The organism is Bartonella sp. WD16.2 (assembly GCF_002022505.1).
In the GTDB taxonomy this organism is placed as follows: domain Bacteria; phylum Pseudomonadota; class Alphaproteobacteria; order Rhizobiales; family Rhizobiaceae; genus Bartonella.
The window spans coordinates 1-17,629 of sequence record NZ_CP019781.1; the positions used below are offsets into that span (position 1 = coordinate 1).

Here is a 17,629-nt window from a genome sequence, read left to right on the forward strand (position 1 = left end):
TTATTTTTTTTAGGCAGATGCTTTTTTAAAAAAAGCTATACAGTGGTTATTATTATTTAAAAATAGAATAAATTATAATATTAAGATAGTTATCCACAAGCCTTGTGGATTGTGATAGAGTCTTTTCTTGTCAAGCTTTTTTTATTTTTTTTTAATGAGTGAAATTTTTATATTAGTAGTAAATTTTTCGTAAAGAAAAAGTGAGTTGAATCAATGAACTTTCTTATTTGTTTTTTACGGTTGCAAAATTATTGCGGATTTTAATGGTCTTTTGATTTTATTTTGGCCTCTTGCATTTTACCTCTTCTGTTTTGTATGGTCTTTAATAGAAACTGAAAATGCGCAAGGTTTACATCAGCTAGATGCTATAGTGTGTTAAATGAAGAATGCTTTAGCTTAAGCGAGTTTTCGGGTGAGCTTTTTGGTTTCTTTATTGATATGTTTTGTCATTTTGAAGAGCATATCGTACAATCAGTAAAGGATAAATCTTATTGGTCATCTTTGTTAGTCGGGTTGTAATAAGGCTATCTTAGGGGAGGGTGAATTATCTCATTTGGGGAAAGGAGCACTTGCCTTGGCTAAGTAGATATTTAGCTGTTTGGCAGGACAAGATTGTAGTTTTTATCGGAATAAAAGATGGTGGATAAATTGAGTTCTAGAGCTAATTCCTTGAAAAGGGTTTCGGTGGATGTCCTGTCGACAGAAAGAGTAATAAATCAAATGACGAATATAAATGAAATGGGTGGTACAAATACTCTTGGAGAGCGTCCAGTTATTTCAGAAGAGGAAGGTGCAGCTGCTTTTGCACGTGTGATGGCGCAATTAAAAGTGCGGGTTGGTGTTGAGGCTTATACCAGTTGGTTTGGTCGTTTGAAGCTTTCCGAGTATAATCGTAATCTTGTGAAGCTTTCTGTTCCTACAGCATTTTTGCGTTCATGGATTAATAATCATTACGGTTCTCTTTTAACCAGTTTATGGCAACAAGAAAATTCGGCGATTCTTCGAGTTGAAGTTATTGTTCGTGATTTAAAGCGCGTTTCAAAAAGTGGAGTATGCAAAACAAATGGAGGCTCTGTTATTGCAGTTCCTGAGGAGCAGAATACTTCATCTTTAGCTGAGAGTTATGTGGAGCATTCAGTCAAGAATTCTCAAGCAGGGATCTTTGGTTCGCCACTTGATTCGCGTTATACTTTTGAGAATTTTGTTGAGGGGGCTTCAAATCGTGTTGCTTTGGCTGCAGCGCGTTCAATTGCAGAGGGGCATAAAAGTGCGTTGCGGTTTAACCCTCTTTTTATTCATGCATCAGTTGGTTTGGGAAAAACGCATTTGCTTCAAGCTATTGCGGCGGCTGCTTTGAAGCGTTTAACGCCTGCGCGGGTTATTTATTTGACTGCTGAATATTTTATGTGGCGTTTTGCGACAGCTATTCGTGATAATAATGCTCTTTCTTTTAAAGAACAGCTTCGCGATATTGATCTTTTAATTATTGATGATATGCAATTTTTACAAGGTAAATCGATTCAACACGAATTTTGCCATTTGCTCAACATGTTACTTGATAGTGCAAAACAGGTTATTGTAGCTGCAGATCGTCCACCAGCGGAATTGGAATCACTTGATCTTCGGGTTCGATCTCGTCTTCAAGGGGGGGTTGCTCTTGAAATTGAGGCGCCAGATTATGAGATGCGCTTAAAAATGTTGCAGCAACGATTGAGGGTAGCTCGACAAGATGATAGTGCAATTGAAATTTCTAATGATATTTTAGAGTATATTGCTAAAACAATTTTAGGATCAGGGCGCGATATTGAAGGGGCATTTAATCAGCTTTTGTTTCGTCAATCTTTTGAATCTGATTTGTCTTTAGAGCGTGTTGATGAATTATTAGGTCATTTGACACGTTCAGGTGAGCCAAAGCGTATTCGAATTGAGGAAATTCAGCGTACGGTTGCACGCCATTATAACGTTTCTAAGCAGGATTTATTGTCCAATCGTCGAACGCGTACGGTTGTTAAGCCACGGCAAGTTGCAATGTATTTGGCAAAGGTGTTGACGCCTCGCTCGTTACCTGAAATTGGGCGTCGTTTTGGAGGGCGCGATCATACAACAGTTTTACATGCTGTACGCAAAATTGAAGATTTGATTTATGATGATCAAACTTTAGCTAAAGAACTTGAGTTGCTTAAGCGGTTAATTGGAGAACAGGCTGTATAATATTGATAATTTTTCATTCTATTTGTCAACATATTGGAAAGACCCGATAAGAATAATCGTTTTTGTTTGTGTGATGCCCTATTGCCATTTTAATAGAGGTTGAATAAACTTTGACTATGATTCTTTAAGTGAATCGAGTGCTTTGATTGAGCGAATTCCTATAGTTATGAAATAAATTATCAACGGGGATTTTTATGCACATTACAATTGATCGTAATCAATTTTTAAAGTCTCTTAATCGTGTTCATCGTGTAGTTGAGCGTCGTAATACGATTCCTATTTTGTCAAATGTATTGATTACCGTAAGTGGTGATGGTGTGCAATTCAAGGCGACAGATCTTGATCTTGAAGTTATAGAGTCTTCTTTAGCTAAAGTTGAACAAGAAGGAGCAATAACTGTTCCAGCGCATTTGCTTTATGACATTGTTCGTAAGCTTTCCAGTGGAAGTGAGATTGTGTTAAAGGTTGATAACGATCAAGCAAATACAATGTCTGTTGTTTCTGGTTGTGCTAATTTTCAACTTCAATGTCTTCCTAAAGTAGATTTTCCAGAGTCACTTCCAGGTCAGTTTAGTTGTCGTTTTTCTTTGTCAGCATCAGATTTGAAGCGCTTATTTGATTGTACGCAATTTGCTATTTCGACTGAAGAAACGCGTTATTATCTTAATGGTATTTATTTTCATGTTGTTAATGATGGTGTTTTGAAGTTGCGTTTGGTTGCGACTGATGGTCATCGTTTAGCGCAGGTTGATATGGAGGCGCCTTCAGAAATTAAGGATATGCCGGGTGTTATTATTCCTCGTAAAGCTGTGGGAGAATTGCAGAAACTGCTGGCTGAAGAAGCTGAGGGTGATGTTTCTATAGAACTCTCAGAAACAAAGATTCGTTTCTCTGTTGGATCTGTGGTTTTGACATCGAAATTAATTGATGGAACATTTCCAGAATATCAACGTGTTATTCCTCTGAACAATGATAAAAAACTAGCTGTCAACCGACAGGATTTTTCTGCTGCAGTTGATCGTGTTTCAACAATTTCAAGTGATCGTGGTCGTGCGGTAAAATTAACAATCGAAAATGGGCAGTTAAAGCTTGTGGTTAATAATCCTGATTCTGGAAGTGCAGAAGATCAATTGGTTGCAGATTACACATCTGATCCGCTTGAGATAGGCTTTAATTCACGTTACCTTTTAGATATTGCTGCGCAACTTTCAAGCGATGAAATGGTTTTTATGCTAGCTGATGCTGGGGCACCGGCACTGATTCGTGAAAGCAATGATGCAGATGCACTTTATGTGCTGATGCCTATTCGTGTTTAAGGATAATGCGTCTTGCAGTGCAGTGCTAGCTGTGTACATAAGGTAATAGTGAGGCAGCTGAAATTAACGCATTATCGCAATTATTGCTCTTTCAATATTCATTTGTCAGGCCAGCATGTAGTTTTTACTGGTCATAATGGTGCTGGTAAAACTAATCTTTTAGAGGCTTTGTCTTTTCTTTCTCCTGGTCGTGGGTTACGGCGTGCGGCTTATTCCGATATTAGTTTTTCTAAGGGTGGAGGGGCTGCATTTGTTGTATTTGCTCGTCTCCAATGTGCTCTTTATGGTGAAGTGCATATTGGTACGACTTTAGAGACTGGTGGTAATAGCCGAAAAGTACATATCAATGGTGTGCATGAGTCATGTGATTGTTTGACAGATTATTGTCATGTGAGTGTGTTGACTCCTTCTATGGATGGGCTTTTTACGGGACCTTCACTTGATCGGCGTCGTTTTTTAGACCGTATGGTTTTGGCTATTGATTCTTTACATGGTCGGCGTATTGCAGATTATGATAAGGCTATGCGCGCGCGTAATCGTTTGTTTTTAGATGGAAATGAAGACTGTGCTTGGTTTGATGCTTTAGAAATGCAGATGGCTGGACTTGCAACGGCTATTGCAGCTGCACGGGTTGATGTTATTCGGCTTTTGAATGATATGTCTGAGCAAACATCGTCTTATGTACCTTTTCCACGGGCTTTTTTGCAAATTGATGGTTTTTTGGAAAAAGCTCTTAAAACGATATCAGCAATTGAAGTTGAAGAGCAATTTTTGGAACGATTGCGTCACAATCGCCCGGTAGATTGTGCTGCTAGGCGGACATTAGAAGGACCGCATCGCACAGATTTACAGGTTTTTTATGCGGATAAAAATATAGCTGCAACGTCTTGTTCAACAGGTGAACAGAAAGCTTTATTGACAGGTTTAGTGTTATGTCATGCTCGTTTAACGAGTATGATGTCAAATATGACACCTATCCTTCTTCTTGATGAAATGGCTGCTCATCTTGATTCTCGTCGGCGTACTGCTTTATTTGATATTCTTGATGATTTAGGTAGTCAGGCATTTATGACGGGAACAGATCGTATTTTATTTGATTCCTTAAAAGGACGAGCAGAGTTTTTTGAAATTGAAGATGGAGTTTTATTGCAGCAAGAACCCTATCCAAAGTTTTTGATGGGGTGATAATTGAGAGAAAGAGGCTTATTGTGTCTGCAATTATAACGGTTTTAAATGGTCCTAATTTAAACTTTCTTGGAAGACGTGAGCCAGAAATTTATGGCAGTGAAACCTTAGAAGATATTGAAAAGTCTTGTAAGAATTGTGCAATGAATCTTGGAATAACGGTACAATTTCATCAGAGTAATTATGAAGGACAATTGATTGAGTGGATACAAGAAGCAATTGAAGTAAGTGCTGGATTGATTATTAATCCAGCTGCTTATAGTCATACATCTCTTGCAATTCTTGATGCATTAAAAATGTTTTCAGGGCTAATAGTAGAAGTTCATTTGTCAAATATTTATCAGCGTGAATCCTTTCGTCACCATTCTTATATTTCTATGGATGCAGATGCAATTATTGCCGGGTGTGGGAGTGATGGGTATTTATTTGCGCTTAATTATATTGCCAAGCAGCTAAAATGTGGTATAAAAAAGGCATAAATTGGACAATATTGATAAGGTGTGTTTAACATTTTTTTAATAATTTGTTTCAAATGAGTAAGACAACTTATAAAATACTATTACTGGTTTTTATGATAATTTATTAATACATATAACAGGCAGGTCAAAATGAGAAACTGTTTTGAACAAATTAAGGTGCTTGCCATTTTAGGGGGAGCGTTGCTTTTATCTGGCTGTAAAATGGATGTCCTTCAACCTGAAGGATATATTGCACGTCAACAGCTTACTTTAATTGTTATATGTGTTCTTGTTATGCTTTGTGTTGTGATTCCAGTGATGATTGCGGTCGTTCTTTTGGCTGTTAAATATCGTGCATCGAACACAGCGGCAGATTATTTGCCTGATTGGGGGCACTCAAATAAAATTGAAGCTTTTATGTGGGGTATTCCAATTGTTATTGTTGCGATTTTAGGTTTATTGACGGCCTATTACACTTATAGGCTTGAACCTTCAAATCCACTTCCAGTAGATATTGCCGGTGAGAAGAAGCCATTGCAGGTTGATGTTGTGGCTCTAGATTGGAAATGGTTATTTATTTATCCTGAATATAGTGTTGCATCGATCAATGAAATTTATGCGCCGGAAGGTCGCCAAGTATTGTTACAGTTAACATCAGAAAACTCTGTTAATGCATTCTGGGTGCCAAAACTTGGTACAGTTCTTTATGCTATGCCACAGATGAATTCTAAATTACATTTAGTGGCTGATAAGCAAGGGGTATTTAACGGGAGCTCTGCTAATTATAGTGGTGATGGTTTTTCAGGTATGCGTTTTCAATGGCATTCTGTGTCTTTAAAGGATTTCGATGATTGGATTGCTAAGGCTCGGGTGAGTGGCCAAAAGCTTGATCGTTCATCTTATCGTCAACTTTCAAATGTACCTCGTATGGGTGATGTCGTTGCAAAAGAAAAAGATGCTGAAGTGCGTTATTTTGCACCTGTTGAAGAACGGCTTTATTACCGAATTGTTAATAGGTGTGTTGATGAGAATACGATATGTAATGAAGACTTAATGAAGCGTGCTGCCGCTCAGACACTTTGGGGTACACTTTGTTCTGTTTTTGATCCGGGTGTTCTTTAAGAAGGCATCAATCGAGAAAAAACTCTTTTTTAAAAAGGTTTTTTAAAACTAAAATATCATTGGATATGGGGTGAGAAATGTTTGGAAGACTTACGGATCCTACGGCTGGTGCTTTTCATGCGCTTACACATGAGCCAATTGTTCTTTATACATGTATTGCAATTGTTGTGGTTGGCTTAGTTGCTGTTATTACTTTAACGGCGCTTGGCTGGTGGGGAATTCTTTGGCGCAATTGGATTACGACAGTTGATCATAAGCGCATTGGTATTATGTATATCATTCTCGGAATTATCATGCTTGTTCGTGGTTTTGCTGACGCGATTATGATGCGAACACATCAGGCTGTAGCGCTTGGTAATGAAACAGCGGGTTATTTGCCACCTGAGCATTTTGATCAGATTTTCTCGGCTCATGGTGTTATTATGATTTTCTTCATGGCAACACCAATTTTATTTGGTATTTTTAATTACCTTATACCTCTTCAAATCGGCGCTCGTGATGTCGCGTTTCCATTTGCAAATAATCTAGGATTTTGGATTACGGTTGCAGCAGCAATACTGCTCAATATATCTCTTGGTGTTGGTAATTTTGGTCGTGGTGGCTGGTTGATGTATCCACCTTTCTCAGAGTTACAAAGTAGTCCAGATACAGGTGTCGATTATTATTTGTGGTCACTTCAGCTTTCTGGTATCGCGACGACGATGGGGGCAATCAATTTTGTTGCAACTATTATTAAAATGCGTGCTCCCGGGATGACGTTAATGAAGATGCCCGTGTTTTGTTGGGGGGCTTTTGTTAGCAATATCCTTATTTTAGTTATTTATCCTGTCCTAGCTGTAGCGTTTGCATTGTTGGCGGGTGACCGTTATTTAGGTATGAATTTTTTTACCAATGCAGCTGGTGGCAATCCAATGGTTTGGATTAATTATGTTTGGATTTTTGGGCACCCTGAAGTTTATGTTTTAGTCATCCCTGCTTTTGGGATTATTTCTGAAATCGTGCCCACTTTTTCTTCAAAACGCCTTTTTGGGTATAGCTCAATGGTTTGGGCGATTTTGGTTATTTTGATTCTTTCACTTCTTGTTTGGGGGCACCATTTCTTTACAATGGGTGGTGGTGAAGCTGTTAATACTTTCTTCGGAGTTGCAACGATGATTATTGCAGTTCCAACGGGTGTTAAGGTCTTTAATTGGTTGCTCACCATGTATAAGGGTCGGATTCGCTTTGAGCCTCCTATGCTTTGGTGTATGGGGATGATGTTTACATTTGTTGGTGGTGGGTTGACAGGTGTTTTGATGTCCATTGTGCCTGCTGATTGGCAGTTTCATAATTCTCTATTTTTGGTGGCTCATTTTCACCATACAATTATTGGGGGTGTTGTCTTTGCTTATTTGGGTGGGTTGGCTTTTTGGTTTCCAAAAGTTTTTGGTGTTAAACCAAACCGCATGTTAGGTATTGCATCTTTCTGGTGTTGGTTTATTGGTTTTTACATTGCTTTCTTCCCGGTTTATATACTTGGTTTGATGGGCGTTACGCGTCGTCTCCAACACTATATTGAGCCTAGTTGGCAACCAATGTTTGTTATTGCTGCAGTGGGAGCCTTTATTATTCTTCTTGGTATCCTTTGTTTTGTACTGCAAGTTGTTTTGGCAATTTGGTATGGTATCAAGCATAAAGGGCGCTTGCCAGTAACATCAAATGATCCTTGGGGTGATGCGCGTACGCTTGAATGGTTGGCTTCTTCTCCTCCTCCTTCTTATAATTTTGCAATTATTCCAGAAGTACAGACTGAGGATGCTTATTGGAATATGAAGAAAAACGGTTATCAGCGTCCAACGAGTGGGTTTACAAAAATCCATATGCCGTCAAATACATCAGCTGGAGTTATTGCAGGTTTATTCTCATTAATTGTGGGTTTTGCGCTTGTCTGGCATATTTGGTGGCTTGTTGCGATTGGGGTAGTTGGTTTTATTGTAACAATCGTTTACCACTCATTAATGGGCGATCACCATGGTTATTATATTCCAGCTGAAGAAGTTCAGAAAACAGAAGATGCCTTCACAGCTGTTCTTAAAGAACAAGGAGTAAAAGCATGAGTGCGGTAACAATGAATAACGTTTGCGCGGATGAGCATCACCACGACAATAGTTCGGTAATGATATTTGGATTTTGGATTTATATCCTTTCGGACTTGATCGTATTTGCAACGCTTTTTTCAAGTTTTGCTGTATTTTCTGCTTCTTATGGTGGAGGTAGAGCGGGTAGTGAGTTTATTAATTTAAATTTTGTGTTGGTTGAAACAGCTATTTTGTTGTTGTCATCAATTACTTACGGTTTTGTAATGGTACAAACCCATAAAGGTAATTTGGCTGGCGTACGTTTGTGGATGGCTATAACCTTTGTGCTCGGATCTTGTTTTATTGGGATGGAAATTTATGAATTTCGTGAACTTTTAAATGAGGTGTATTATTATGATGCTGGTGCTTATGCTGGTGTTGATTTAACAACAGGTACCCAGCTTTTTGGACGAGAGGTTCTATCTGCTTATTGGTCAGCATTTTTTGCTTTGGTTGGTACTCACGGTCTCCATGTAAGTGTTGGTCTGCTTTGGATGATTGTGATGTTTTTTCACCTATGTCGTAGTGGTTTGGATCAGAATAACAGAACACGTTTAACATGCCTTTCAATTTTCTGGCATTTGCTTGATATTGTTTGGGTTGGTGTTTTTACTATGGTTTACTTGTTAGGAGCACTGTAATGAACATGCATGACAAAGCACATAATCCAAGTACTGGCTCTTATTTGGTTGGTTTTATTCTGGCTGTTTTTTTTACTTTAGGTTCTTTTATTCCTGTAATGTATGGGATGTTGGACAGTTTTGCGGTTAGTACAAAAGTGATTTATCTCATTGGTATGGCGCTGATCCAGATTGTTGTACAGATTATTTTCTTTTTACACTTGAATTCTGGTCCAGATGCTAAGTGGAATTGGATAACCCTGTGGTTTGCGGCTATGTGCGTTTTCATTATTATTGGGGGAACATGGTGGGCTATTTCTCATTTGAATTATAATATGATGGGTGGTTCAGGACGTGTTATTGTGCCAGAAGTATTAGAAATGAATGTAACTGAGCCGGAAGAATCAACATCAAGTGTACAAGAGCAAGAAGAACCAGTACTAGGTGTACAAGAACCAGTGTTAGATGCACAAGAGCAGGAAGAATCGGTGCCAGATGTACAAGAACATGAAGAACCAGATTCGAGAGATTCGTCATTTTTTAATGACTAGAATGCTTTTATTTTAAGAGAGAAAGAGAGTGATTCTGTAGTAAAAGGAATCATTCTCTTAAATAACTTATAGGCTTAAATATTTTTGCAGGAATTTGTAGAAATTATTAAATAAGTGTTTCTGTTGTTTTGTAGTATTTTAAACCATTATTCTCCTTGAGTTTCTTCACTTTGTTTTAGTTCTTCAAGTGTTGGCATGGACATGATGTTGTATCCTGAATCAACATAGTGAATTTCTCCAGTAACACCTGACGATAAATCAGAAAGCAAATAAAGAGCAGATTTTCCAATTTCATTAATGTTTACAGTACGGCGGAGTGGTGCGTTACGACGTTGATATGAAAAGATTGCTCTTGCAGCTGCGATGCCATTGCCAGCTAAGGTTCTAACAGGACCAGCTGAGATTGCATTGACGCGGATATTTTGGGGACCAAAATCTGCAGCTAAATAACGCACCATAGCTTCTAAAGCTGCTTTAGCAACGCCCATGATATTGTAATTAGGAACAACTTGCTGTGAAGCTCCATAAGTGAGTGTTAAAAGTGTCCCACCATTAGACATGAGCTTACCCGCACGTTGAGCGATTTCCGTAAAAGAATAAGCTGAAATTACCATTGTGCGAGTAAAATTCTCGCGGGTTGTAACATCGACATAACGTCCTTTTAGTTGTGTTTTATCTGAATAGCCAATGGCATGGACAACGAAATCAATCGATCCCCACTCTTTTTTTAAATATTCAAAAACTTGGTCGACATTTTCAGTTTTTTCAACGTCACACTCAAATAATAATTTGCAGCCAAGTTTTTTGCAAGCGGTTGAACGCGTTTTCCAAAAGCATCTCCTTGATAAGTCAATGCTAGTTCAGCTCCTTCTTCTGCTAATTGACATGCAATGCCCCAAGCAATTGAGTGATCATTTGCAATCCCCATAATGAGGCCGCGCTTGCCCTCCATCAAACCTTTCATAGTATTTCTCCGTAAGATCGTGCCATTGTCAATCAGTTAAGAATCATCATTTATGTATAACGTTGGAAAACAAGCGTTGCATTGGTGCCTCCAAAACCAAATGTATTTGATAATACAGTATTTAATTCTTGATGATCACGGCGTGTACGAACAATTGGCATATCGTCAAAAGCAGGATCAAGTTCTTCAATATGAGCACTTTCACAAATAAAATTATGATTCATCATTAGCAATGTATAGATTGCTTCTTGAACACCTGCTGCACCTAAAGAATGACCTGTTAGAGATTTTGTAGCAGAAATTGGTGGACATTGATCACCTGCTCCAAAGATTCGGCGGATTGCTTCTATTTCAGGGGGGTCACCAATGGGTGTTGCTGTTGCATGGGGATTGATATAATCAATTTTATTTTTTACAGTTGTAAGTGCCATGCGCATGCATCTTTCTGCTCCTTCACCGGATGGAGAAACCATATCATGTCCATCAGATGTAGCACCATAACCAACAATTTCACCATAGATTTTTGCGCCACGTGCTTTGGCTACTTCTAACTCTTCAAGAACCAAAACACCAGCTCCACCAGCGATAACAAATCCATCGCGATTAATATCATAAGCACGTGAAGCTTTTTCTGGTGTATCATTATATTTACTAGACATAGCGCCCATGGCATCAAATAAAACAGATAACGTCCAATCTAAATCTTCACAACCTCCTGCAAAGATGCGATTCTGTTTACCGTATTGTATCATCTCATAAGCATTGCCGATGCAATGATTGGATGTGGCACAAGCTGAAGAAATTGAGTAGTTCACTCCTTTAATTTTAAAGAAAGTTGCAAGAGTTGCTGCTGCCGTGGAACTCATCGCTTTGGGTACCACAAAAGGTCCAATGCGTTTTGGGCCTTTCTGACGTGTAATATCGGCAGCTTCAACGATTGACCGAGTAGAAGGCCCTCCAGACCCCATAATAATACCAGTGTGTTCATTTGATACTTCACTAGGTTCTAAACCTGCATCGGCAATTGCTTGGTCCATGGCAATATGATTCCACGCTGTTCCATGACCATGAAAACGCATGGCTCGTCGATCAACCAATTCTTCTATATTTACATTTGGTTTGGCGTAAACTCTGCTACGAAAGCCTAATTCAGCATATTCGGGTGCATAAGAAATTCCTGATTTTGCTTCACGCAAACTCGTTAAGACAGCTTGAAGTCCGTTTCCAATCGAGGAGATAATTCCCATTCCGGTTACAACAACTCGACGCATTCACACCTCCTTGGTTCATATAGAGCACAACAAAATGTTTTTTCTAATGAAATAATGTTAGTCTTCTTTAAATAAAGCAACGCGTAAATCATTGGCTTTGTAAATGGCTTTTCCATCTGCCTTCACCCACCCATCTGCTATGCCTAAGACCAAATTCCCACGTCGGATACGTTTAAAATTTATTTCATATTCAAGCAGTTGAGTTTGCGGAGTAACCATGCCGGATAATTTTGTTTCGCCTGTCGATATAGCACGCCCTTTTCCTGGTTCACCTAACCAACCAAGAAAAAAACCTGTTAATTGCCATAGTCCGTCTAAACCAAGACATCCTGGCATGACAGGGTCACCGATAAAATGACAATCGAAAAACCATAGATCTGGAGTGATGTCAAATTCCGCACGAACTATCCCTTTATTATATTCACCACCAGTTTCACTAATTTGGATGATTCGGTGAATCATCAACATTGGTGGTGCAGGTAATTGTGCATTACCTTTACCAAACATTTCACCGCGAGCACAGCTTAGGAGCTCTTCATAAGTGTAGCGAGACTTTTGTTTAGTCATTGTTACTCCATTTATCTCCGTATATTTATTGTGCTTTTCAACTTATTCTTAAAGCAAATTTGAGGGAGAAGGAAATGATTTTATATGATTAAAGACTTTTTTTATGAAAAGCTATTTTGTAAAATCAATAATTTATATTTTATCTTCCTCATTTTGCTGAATGTCAACCTCACTTGAATATAAATGTAATGCAGTTTATATTGCATCAATAAGCACAAACAATTTAAGATTTATGGAGAAGAGTGGTCTGTGAGAGAGTTGTGAATTATTATTCCTTACCTGAATTAGAAAGACATTTACGTCAAAATGGTTTGCGGCCAACACGTCAGCGATTAGAACTCGCCAAAATGATTTTTTCTCGAGGTAATCGCCACATTGCAGCTGAAGAACTTTATGAAGAGGCGATTCAATCAAATGCTCCTGTATCTTTAGCGACAGTTTATAATACACTTCATCAATTTACGGAAGCTGGTTTATTACGAATTATTGCTGTAGAAGGTTCAAAAACTTGGTTTGACACAAATACATCTGATCATTACCATTTCTATATTGAAGGTGAAAATCGTATTCTTGATATTCCTTGTAATTTAAAAGGGTCTCCTATCATTGAAAATTTGCCTCAACCACCGGATGGGATGGAAATTTCTCATGTTGATTTAATCATTCGATTAAAATATAAAACTTAGTAGGTATTAGGAATTAAACAGTTTGATACGTGAAAAATTAAACGCAAAAGCTCAAAAATCATTAATTTTTAATTTTTTCACCAGGATAAATTCCCCATAATTGGGTTTGATGAAGCCAACCACGAATGTTACGGATATCCAATTCGCACCAGTGCCCGTTACATTGACGAATATTCCCGATAATATTAGGTTCTACTTCTGCTAAAAGTTTCGCATTATCTGTTGGGGTTTGACGTACCATAAGTCTTTTTGTTTTATCTTTTTGCCACGGAATAGTTATAGCAGTCCGTTTTCCCGATAAAAGCGATTGATAAACCCATCCTTCATCTCCTTCAGCATCACGAATTTTACGCCATTGATCATATTCTTGAATAATTTCAATCGGCAAGCCCTGCTTTTGATAAGTGTAAATAATAGGATAATTACTTCCCGGTCCCACACGTACATTAACACGTGCAGGCTTAATTGAAGCAAATCGTGGAAGCGGTAAACCACTTGGGCCCAAATTTTGATTAGGTACTTGTGCGTACGAAAGAATAAGAGAACCAAACAAGAATTTTCCTGTTATTAATACACATGATAGGAATGTTGAAAATCGAAACCCGATAGAATTTTTCACTTTTCAACCTTTTTTTCTACTACGCTTTTTGTATATTTGTAATCTAACATTTGAAAATAGATCCGAGCTTTATTCAGGCTATGGCATATGTTTAGTTAAAGAGGTTAAAACTAATTAAGCAATTATGATAAAATTTATGAAACTATTAAAAACATTTGAAAATATAGATATACAGTAAGTAAAGATTCGCCATAATGTTAAATTTTTCTCTTAATAAAGCAATGTATAGACGAACTTTTTGGCATTCATTTGATTAACTGAGACAATTTATAATATACAATTAATAAAAAGTTATTTTTTAACGTTTTAATGCTTATACGTAAGCTACTTTAGAGGGAAGTGCGTGCAAAATTATAAACGGAAATGTTTTAATTGAAGTACATTAATGAAGAACCTTGTAACAGGTGATGGACTTTATATGTTTAAAAAAGTAAGAGTAGAATTCAGCTCCACATTAGTGGAGTATATAAAAAACAAATTATTATTTTCCACATATGGTGATAATAATAATTGCGTTGTTGTATTTTTTAAACTCTTTCTCATATGAGAGAATACATATTATATTTTCTGGATTGGTCGACGTTTTACTATGAGATGCTGATTTTTCTTAGCAAAATACGCGATAGCTTCTTCTAATGGTTCGATCATAACATCCATAGATTTGCCATTTGCGTGAATGATATTTTGATGATCGACCATAATAGCGACATGGCCTTTCCAAAAAATCAGATCACCTCGTTGAAGAATTTCATCGTCTGTCAATTGTTTTCCTATGGTTTTCTGTTGCATATCGGTATCTCGTAAAACCATTTGACCGGCCATCATCATGGAAAGCTGGACTAGTCCTGAGCAATCAATACCAAAACCACTAATACCACCCCAAAGATAAGGTGTGCCGACAAGAGTTTGTGCAACTGTAACATAATCCTCATAGATATGTTCAATAGGACTAAGATGACAAGAAACAATAGCTTTCCCATTTTCAAGGATGGAATACAGTGTATTTCGTGTCTCAATTTCATCAACTACACTTACTTTACTTCCCATAGATAAGGCACTTTCTACTGGTCCACGTAAGTCAGCTTGTAAATATTGAAAGGTACGTGGCACTGAAACGATATGAGTTTGTTCTATAGTTGGTGTACAAAGAGCTTTTGTATCAATATAACCCACATAGTTGTCTTTGAGTGATTGCCCCCATGACATGTTTTCTCTTTGTTCAAAGATTAAAAGTTCTTCTCCAAAAAGGCATTCAGTTTGCCTTTCACTTTTTTTGCTTTTATCTTTAAACAAACCGGCAACCGCTGTGTTAACACGTTTTTTTTCTCCTTGAATAAGGCGTTGAGTTGTCATTTCTTTTGTAAGGTGCTGATCTGCAAGATCATTTCTGAAGGGATATAATCGTGGATCTTTGTGTATCATCTATGTTAACTTTGGTCTTTGAAAAGATGATAAAGGGCACGAATAACTTGCGCATTACCCCCAGTAGGATAGCCTGGTTTTTCTTTTGGTATCCAACCATACAGATCAAAATGGGCAAAATGTTGGGCTTTTTCAACAAAAGAATTCAAAAATAAAGCAGCAGTTATAGAGCCAGCGAAGTTATCCCGAGTCGCATTATTGAGATCAGCAATCGGTGATGATAATTTTTCTTTATAAGGTTGCCAGAGTGGCATTTGCCAAAGAGGATCAGCAACACAGTTGGAAGCTTGAGAAATTTTTTGTGCCCATAATGGGTCATTACAATAAAATGCAGGAAGATCTGGACCTAATGCTATGCGAGCAGCTCCTGTTAAACTAGCCATGCAAAACATGAATTGAGGGTTGTTTTCATCACCATAGGTTAACGCATCGGCAAGAATAAGTCGGCCTTCAGCATCTGTATTGCCAATTTCAACACTTAGTCCTTTTCGACTTTTTAAAATGTCACCTGGCCGAAAGGCGTTACCCGAAACTGCGTTTTCAACAGCTGGAATTAGAACCTGTAAACGGAAGGGCAATTGCGCATCCATAATAAGCTTGGCTAAACCTAAGACATGTGCACTACCACTCATATCTTTTTTCATTAACAGCATGTTGTTGGCTGATTTAATGTTTAATCCTCCAGTATCAAAGGTTACGCCTTTACCAACTAATGTTATTTTAGGATGATTTTCCTGCCCCCATTGTAGTTCAATAAGTCGTGGTGCAATATTGCTTGCCCGCCCTACAGCGTGAATCATTGGAAAGTTTTGTGTAAGGAGTTCATCTCCACAAATGCTTTTAACGTGAGCATTATAAGTTTGTCCTAGTTGGTACGTTGTGGTTTCCAGAGTATCAGGGCTCATATCATTGGCTGGAGTATTAATGAGATCACGGACAAAAAAGACTGTTTCATAAATTCGTTTGAGTTCATCGAGATCAATTGTGTCATGAACATGAATCGATAATGATTTGAAGGAAGGGTTTTGGAGATAGCGGCTAAATTGATAGCTTCCTAATGCTAATCCCAAATACGTATTTATTTCGTTTACTGTTGATCCTTGTAAATGCCAATCGCCGGTGGGAAGATGTTTGGCAAGAAGTCCTGTGATAAAAGGTTCTTCACCATTGCCGATTCCAAATAAAACTTTTTTTAATTGTCCTGTTTCATGAGGAACAAATAATATTTGTCCTGCTTTTCCAGTAAAATTATTGACTTTCATCCATTTGGTTGTTGATGCATCAAAAGATGAGTCAGCACAATTTTTTTTGCACACTAAAATAATAGGGCAACTATTGTCGGCACGTGTTGAAGTAAAATTAATTTGGTGTTGAAGCATATCTATTTGATCCTTATAGTTTCCGAAGTGCGACATATTCGACCAAATGGTTTCTTCCTTTCCGTAGAATAAGGTTAGCTCGTGATCGTGTTGGCAATATATTTTCTTGTAAATTTTTTAAGTTAATCGTACACCAAAGATTTTCAGCAATTTTAAAGGCTTCTTCTTCACTTAAAAGCGCATAACGATGAAAATAAGATTCAGGATTTTGAAACGCTGTTTTACGTAAACGTTTGAAACGATCTAGATACCAATGGCGAATCATTTCTGTTGCAGCATCTACATAGATTGAAAAATCGAAAAAATCTGAAACAAAAGGCATAATTTCTTTATCATTAGGAAAATCACTGATCTGAAGCACATTAATACCTTCAACAATTAAAATATCAGGACGGTCAATAATAGCTTCTTTATTTTCTAAAACATCGTAGGTCATATGTGAATAAAGCGGTACGCTGACATTACCAATACCAGCTTTTATGGCAGAAAGAAAGCGTAGCAATTTTTTAATATCATAGGAATCAGGAAAACCTTTACGATTCATACGATTTTTTTTCTGTAATACAGCATTAGGATAAAGAAAGCCGTCAGTTGTTACTAGGTCGACTTTAAAGCTGGATGTCCAGCGTTTCAAAAGTTCTTGAAGAATGCGTGCAGTGGTTGATTTTCCTACTGCAACAGAACCGGAAATTCCAATAATAAAAGGAGTTTTTATTGTATCTTCTTGGTACAAAAATTGTTGTCGTTTTTGGAAGAGTTTTTGCACTGCTTCAACGTGGCATGATAACAAACGCGACAAGGAGAGATAAATGCGTTGTACTTCTTCAAGATCAATAGGATCGCCAATTGATCGTAAACGTTTAATTTCATCAAAGGTTAAAGTAAGTGGTGTATCTGCACGAAACTGGGACCATTCTTGTGCAGTAAAAACACTATAAGGAGAATAGGGGCCAGAAATGTAATTAATCAGATCATCTTCTTGATTGGTTTTTGATAGATTGATATCAATCATTTTTACCAGCCAAGAATTTTTTACTGGGTTGTTTTTTTGCAATAGCAATACTTGAATATAAAAAGATAAGGTGCTTTATTGTCAGAAATATTTTATTTTGCATATTTTCTTCATTTAAAATAATCAATG

The 17,629-nt window shown here is 37.5% G+C and carries 15 protein-coding genes and 1 pseudogene; 9 read left to right on the forward strand and 7 right to left on the reverse strand.

Features of this window, described 5'->3' with window-relative positions; translation table 11 throughout:
- Positions 1-636: 636 nt before the first annotated feature.
- From dnaA to cyoD, 8 genes are all read left to right on the forward strand, one after another.
- Positions 637-2,211: a chromosomal replication initiator protein DnaA gene (gene dnaA, locus BWD162_RS00005; RefSeq protein WP_078704889.1), complete on the forward strand. Its 1,575-nt coding sequence runs from the start codon at positions 637-639 to the stop codon at positions 2,209-2,211.
- Between the two features lie 194 nt (positions 2,212-2,405).
- On the forward strand, positions 2,406-3,527 hold the full coding sequence (gene dnaN / locus BWD162_RS00010; protein WP_078704890.1) for a DNA polymerase III subunit beta: 1,122 nt from the start codon (positions 2,406-2,408) through the stop codon (positions 3,525-3,527).
- A gap of 12 nt (positions 3,528-3,539) precedes the next feature.
- Positions 3,540-4,712, forward strand: coding sequence for a DNA replication/repair protein RecF (gene recF, locus BWD162_RS00015; protein ID WP_078704891.1), 1,173 nt, complete (start codon positions 3,540-3,542; stop codon positions 4,710-4,712).
- A gap of 23 nt (positions 4,713-4,735) precedes the next feature.
- The gene (gene aroQ, locus BWD162_RS00020; protein WP_078704892.1) at positions 4,736-5,191 is read left to right on the forward strand and encodes a type II 3-dehydroquinate dehydratase; all 456 of its coding nucleotides are present in this window, start codon (positions 4,736-4,738) and stop codon (positions 5,189-5,191) included.
- A gap of 129 nt (positions 5,192-5,320) precedes the next feature.
- Positions 5,321-6,292: a ubiquinol oxidase subunit II gene (cyoA, locus tag BWD162_RS00025; protein ID WP_078704893.1), complete on the forward strand. Its 972-nt coding sequence runs from the start codon at positions 5,321-5,323 to the stop codon at positions 6,290-6,292.
- Positions 6,293-6,369: 77 nt separating this feature from the next.
- Positions 6,370-8,388: a cytochrome o ubiquinol oxidase subunit I gene (gene cyoB / locus BWD162_RS00030; RefSeq protein ID WP_078704894.1), complete on the forward strand. Its 2,019-nt coding sequence runs from the start codon at positions 6,370-6,372 to the stop codon at positions 8,386-8,388.
- Positions 8,385-9,050 carry a cytochrome (ubi)quinol oxidase subunit III gene (locus BWD162_RS00035; protein ID WP_078704895.1) on the forward strand — a complete coding sequence of 222 codons (666 nt, stop codon included), beginning with the start codon at positions 8,385-8,387 and terminating at the stop codon, positions 9,048-9,050. Before cyoB ends, BWD162_RS00035 begins: the two co-directional genes overlap by 4 nt.
- Complete coding sequence (gene cyoD / locus BWD162_RS00040) at positions 9,050-9,580, forward strand: cytochrome o ubiquinol oxidase subunit IV (RefSeq protein ID WP_078704896.1); 531 nt, start codon at positions 9,050-9,052, stop codon at positions 9,578-9,580. The genes BWD162_RS00035 and cyoD overlap by 1 nt, the downstream gene beginning before the upstream one ends.
- Before the next feature lie 146 nt (positions 9,581-9,726).
- On the opposite strand, the pseudogene fabI reads toward cyoD, so the two are convergent.
- The 3 genes and pseudogenes from fabI to fabA form a co-directional block, all read right to left on the reverse strand.
- Positions 9,727-10,544 (reverse strand): annotated as a pseudogene (gene fabI, locus BWD162_RS00045) (enoyl-ACP reductase FabI).
- Positions 10,545-10,594: 50 nt separating this feature from the next.
- A complete protein-coding gene (fabB, locus tag BWD162_RS00050; protein ID WP_078704897.1) occupies positions 10,595-11,815 on the reverse strand; it encodes a beta-ketoacyl-ACP synthase I in 1,221 nt (406 codons plus the stop codon).
- A 57-nt stretch (positions 11,816-11,872) separates the two neighbouring features.
- Positions 11,873-12,382, reverse strand: a complete 510-nt coding sequence (gene fabA / locus BWD162_RS00055) for a 3-hydroxyacyl-[acyl-carrier-protein] dehydratase FabA (RefSeq protein WP_078704898.1) — start codon at positions 12,380-12,382, stop codon at positions 11,873-11,875.
- Positions 12,383-12,642: 260 nt separating this feature from the next.
- Here fabA and irrA point away from each other — a divergent pair, with 260 nt between their 5' ends.
- Positions 12,643-13,068, forward strand: a complete 426-nt coding sequence (gene irrA, locus BWD162_RS00060) for an iron response transcriptional regulator IrrA (RefSeq protein WP_153300970.1) — start codon at positions 12,643-12,645, stop codon at positions 13,066-13,068.
- A gap of 61 nt (positions 13,069-13,129) precedes the next feature.
- Here irrA and BWD162_RS00065 read toward each other — a convergent pair whose 3' ends face one another.
- From BWD162_RS00065 to coaA, 4 genes are all read right to left on the reverse strand, one after another.
- The gene (locus BWD162_RS00065) at positions 13,130-13,687 is read right to left on the reverse strand and encodes an SH3 domain-containing protein (RefSeq protein ID WP_078704900.1); all 558 of its coding nucleotides are present in this window, start codon (positions 13,685-13,687) and stop codon (positions 13,130-13,132) included.
- 558 nt (positions 13,688-14,245) lie between these two features.
- Entirely contained in the window at positions 14,246-15,109 is an 864-nt protein-coding gene (locus BWD162_RS00070; protein WP_078704901.1) for a C40 family peptidase, read from the reverse strand.
- A 5-nt stretch (positions 15,110-15,114) separates the two neighbouring features.
- Complete coding sequence (locus BWD162_RS00075) at positions 15,115-16,488, reverse strand: leucyl aminopeptidase family protein (protein WP_078704902.1); 1,374 nt, start codon at positions 16,486-16,488, stop codon at positions 15,115-15,117.
- A 13-nt stretch (positions 16,489-16,501) separates the two neighbouring features.
- On the reverse strand, positions 16,502-17,500 hold the full coding sequence (coaA, locus tag BWD162_RS00080) for a type I pantothenate kinase (protein ID WP_078704903.1): 999 nt from the start codon (positions 17,498-17,500) through the stop codon (positions 16,502-16,504).
- Positions 17,501-17,629 lie beyond the last annotated feature (129 nt).

Bases quoted from the DNA above. Each gene is read 5' to 3' on its own strand.
- dnaA (WP_078704889.1), top strand. From the start codon at position 637: ATGGTGGATAAATTGAGTTCTAGAGCTAATTCCTTGAAAAGGGTTTCG.
- dnaN (WP_078704890.1), top strand. From the start codon at position 2,406: ATGCACATTACAATTGATCGTAATCAATTTTTAAAGTCTCTTAATCGT.
- cyoA (WP_078704893.1), top strand. From the start codon at position 5,321: ATGAGAAACTGTTTTGAACAAATTAAGGTGCTTGCCATTTTAGGGGGA.
- cyoB (WP_078704894.1), top strand. From the start codon at position 6,370: ATGTTTGGAAGACTTACGGATCCTACGGCTGGTGCTTTTCATGCGCTT.
- BWD162_RS00035 (WP_078704895.1), top strand. From the start codon at position 8,385: ATGAGTGCGGTAACAATGAATAACGTTTGCGCGGATGAGCATCACCAC.
- cyoD (WP_078704896.1), top strand. From the start codon at position 9,050: ATGAACATGCATGACAAAGCACATAATCCAAGTACTGGCTCTTATTTG.
- fabB (WP_078704897.1), bottom strand. From the start codon at position 11,815: ATGCGTCGAGTTGTTGTAACCGGAATGGGAATTATCTCCTCGATTGGA.
- fabA (WP_078704898.1), bottom strand. From the start codon at position 12,382: ATGACTAAACAAAAGTCTCGCTACACTTATGAAGAGCTCCTAAGCTGT.
- BWD162_RS00070 (WP_078704901.1), bottom strand. From the start codon at position 15,109: ATGATACACAAAGATCCACGATTATATCCCTTCAGAAATGATCTTGCA.
- BWD162_RS00075 (WP_078704902.1), bottom strand. From the start codon at position 16,488: ATGCTTCAACACCAAATTAATTTTACTTCAACACGTGCCGACAATAGT.
- coaA (WP_078704903.1), bottom strand. From the start codon at position 17,500: ATGATTGATATCAATCTATCAAAAACCAATCAAGAAGATGATCTGATT.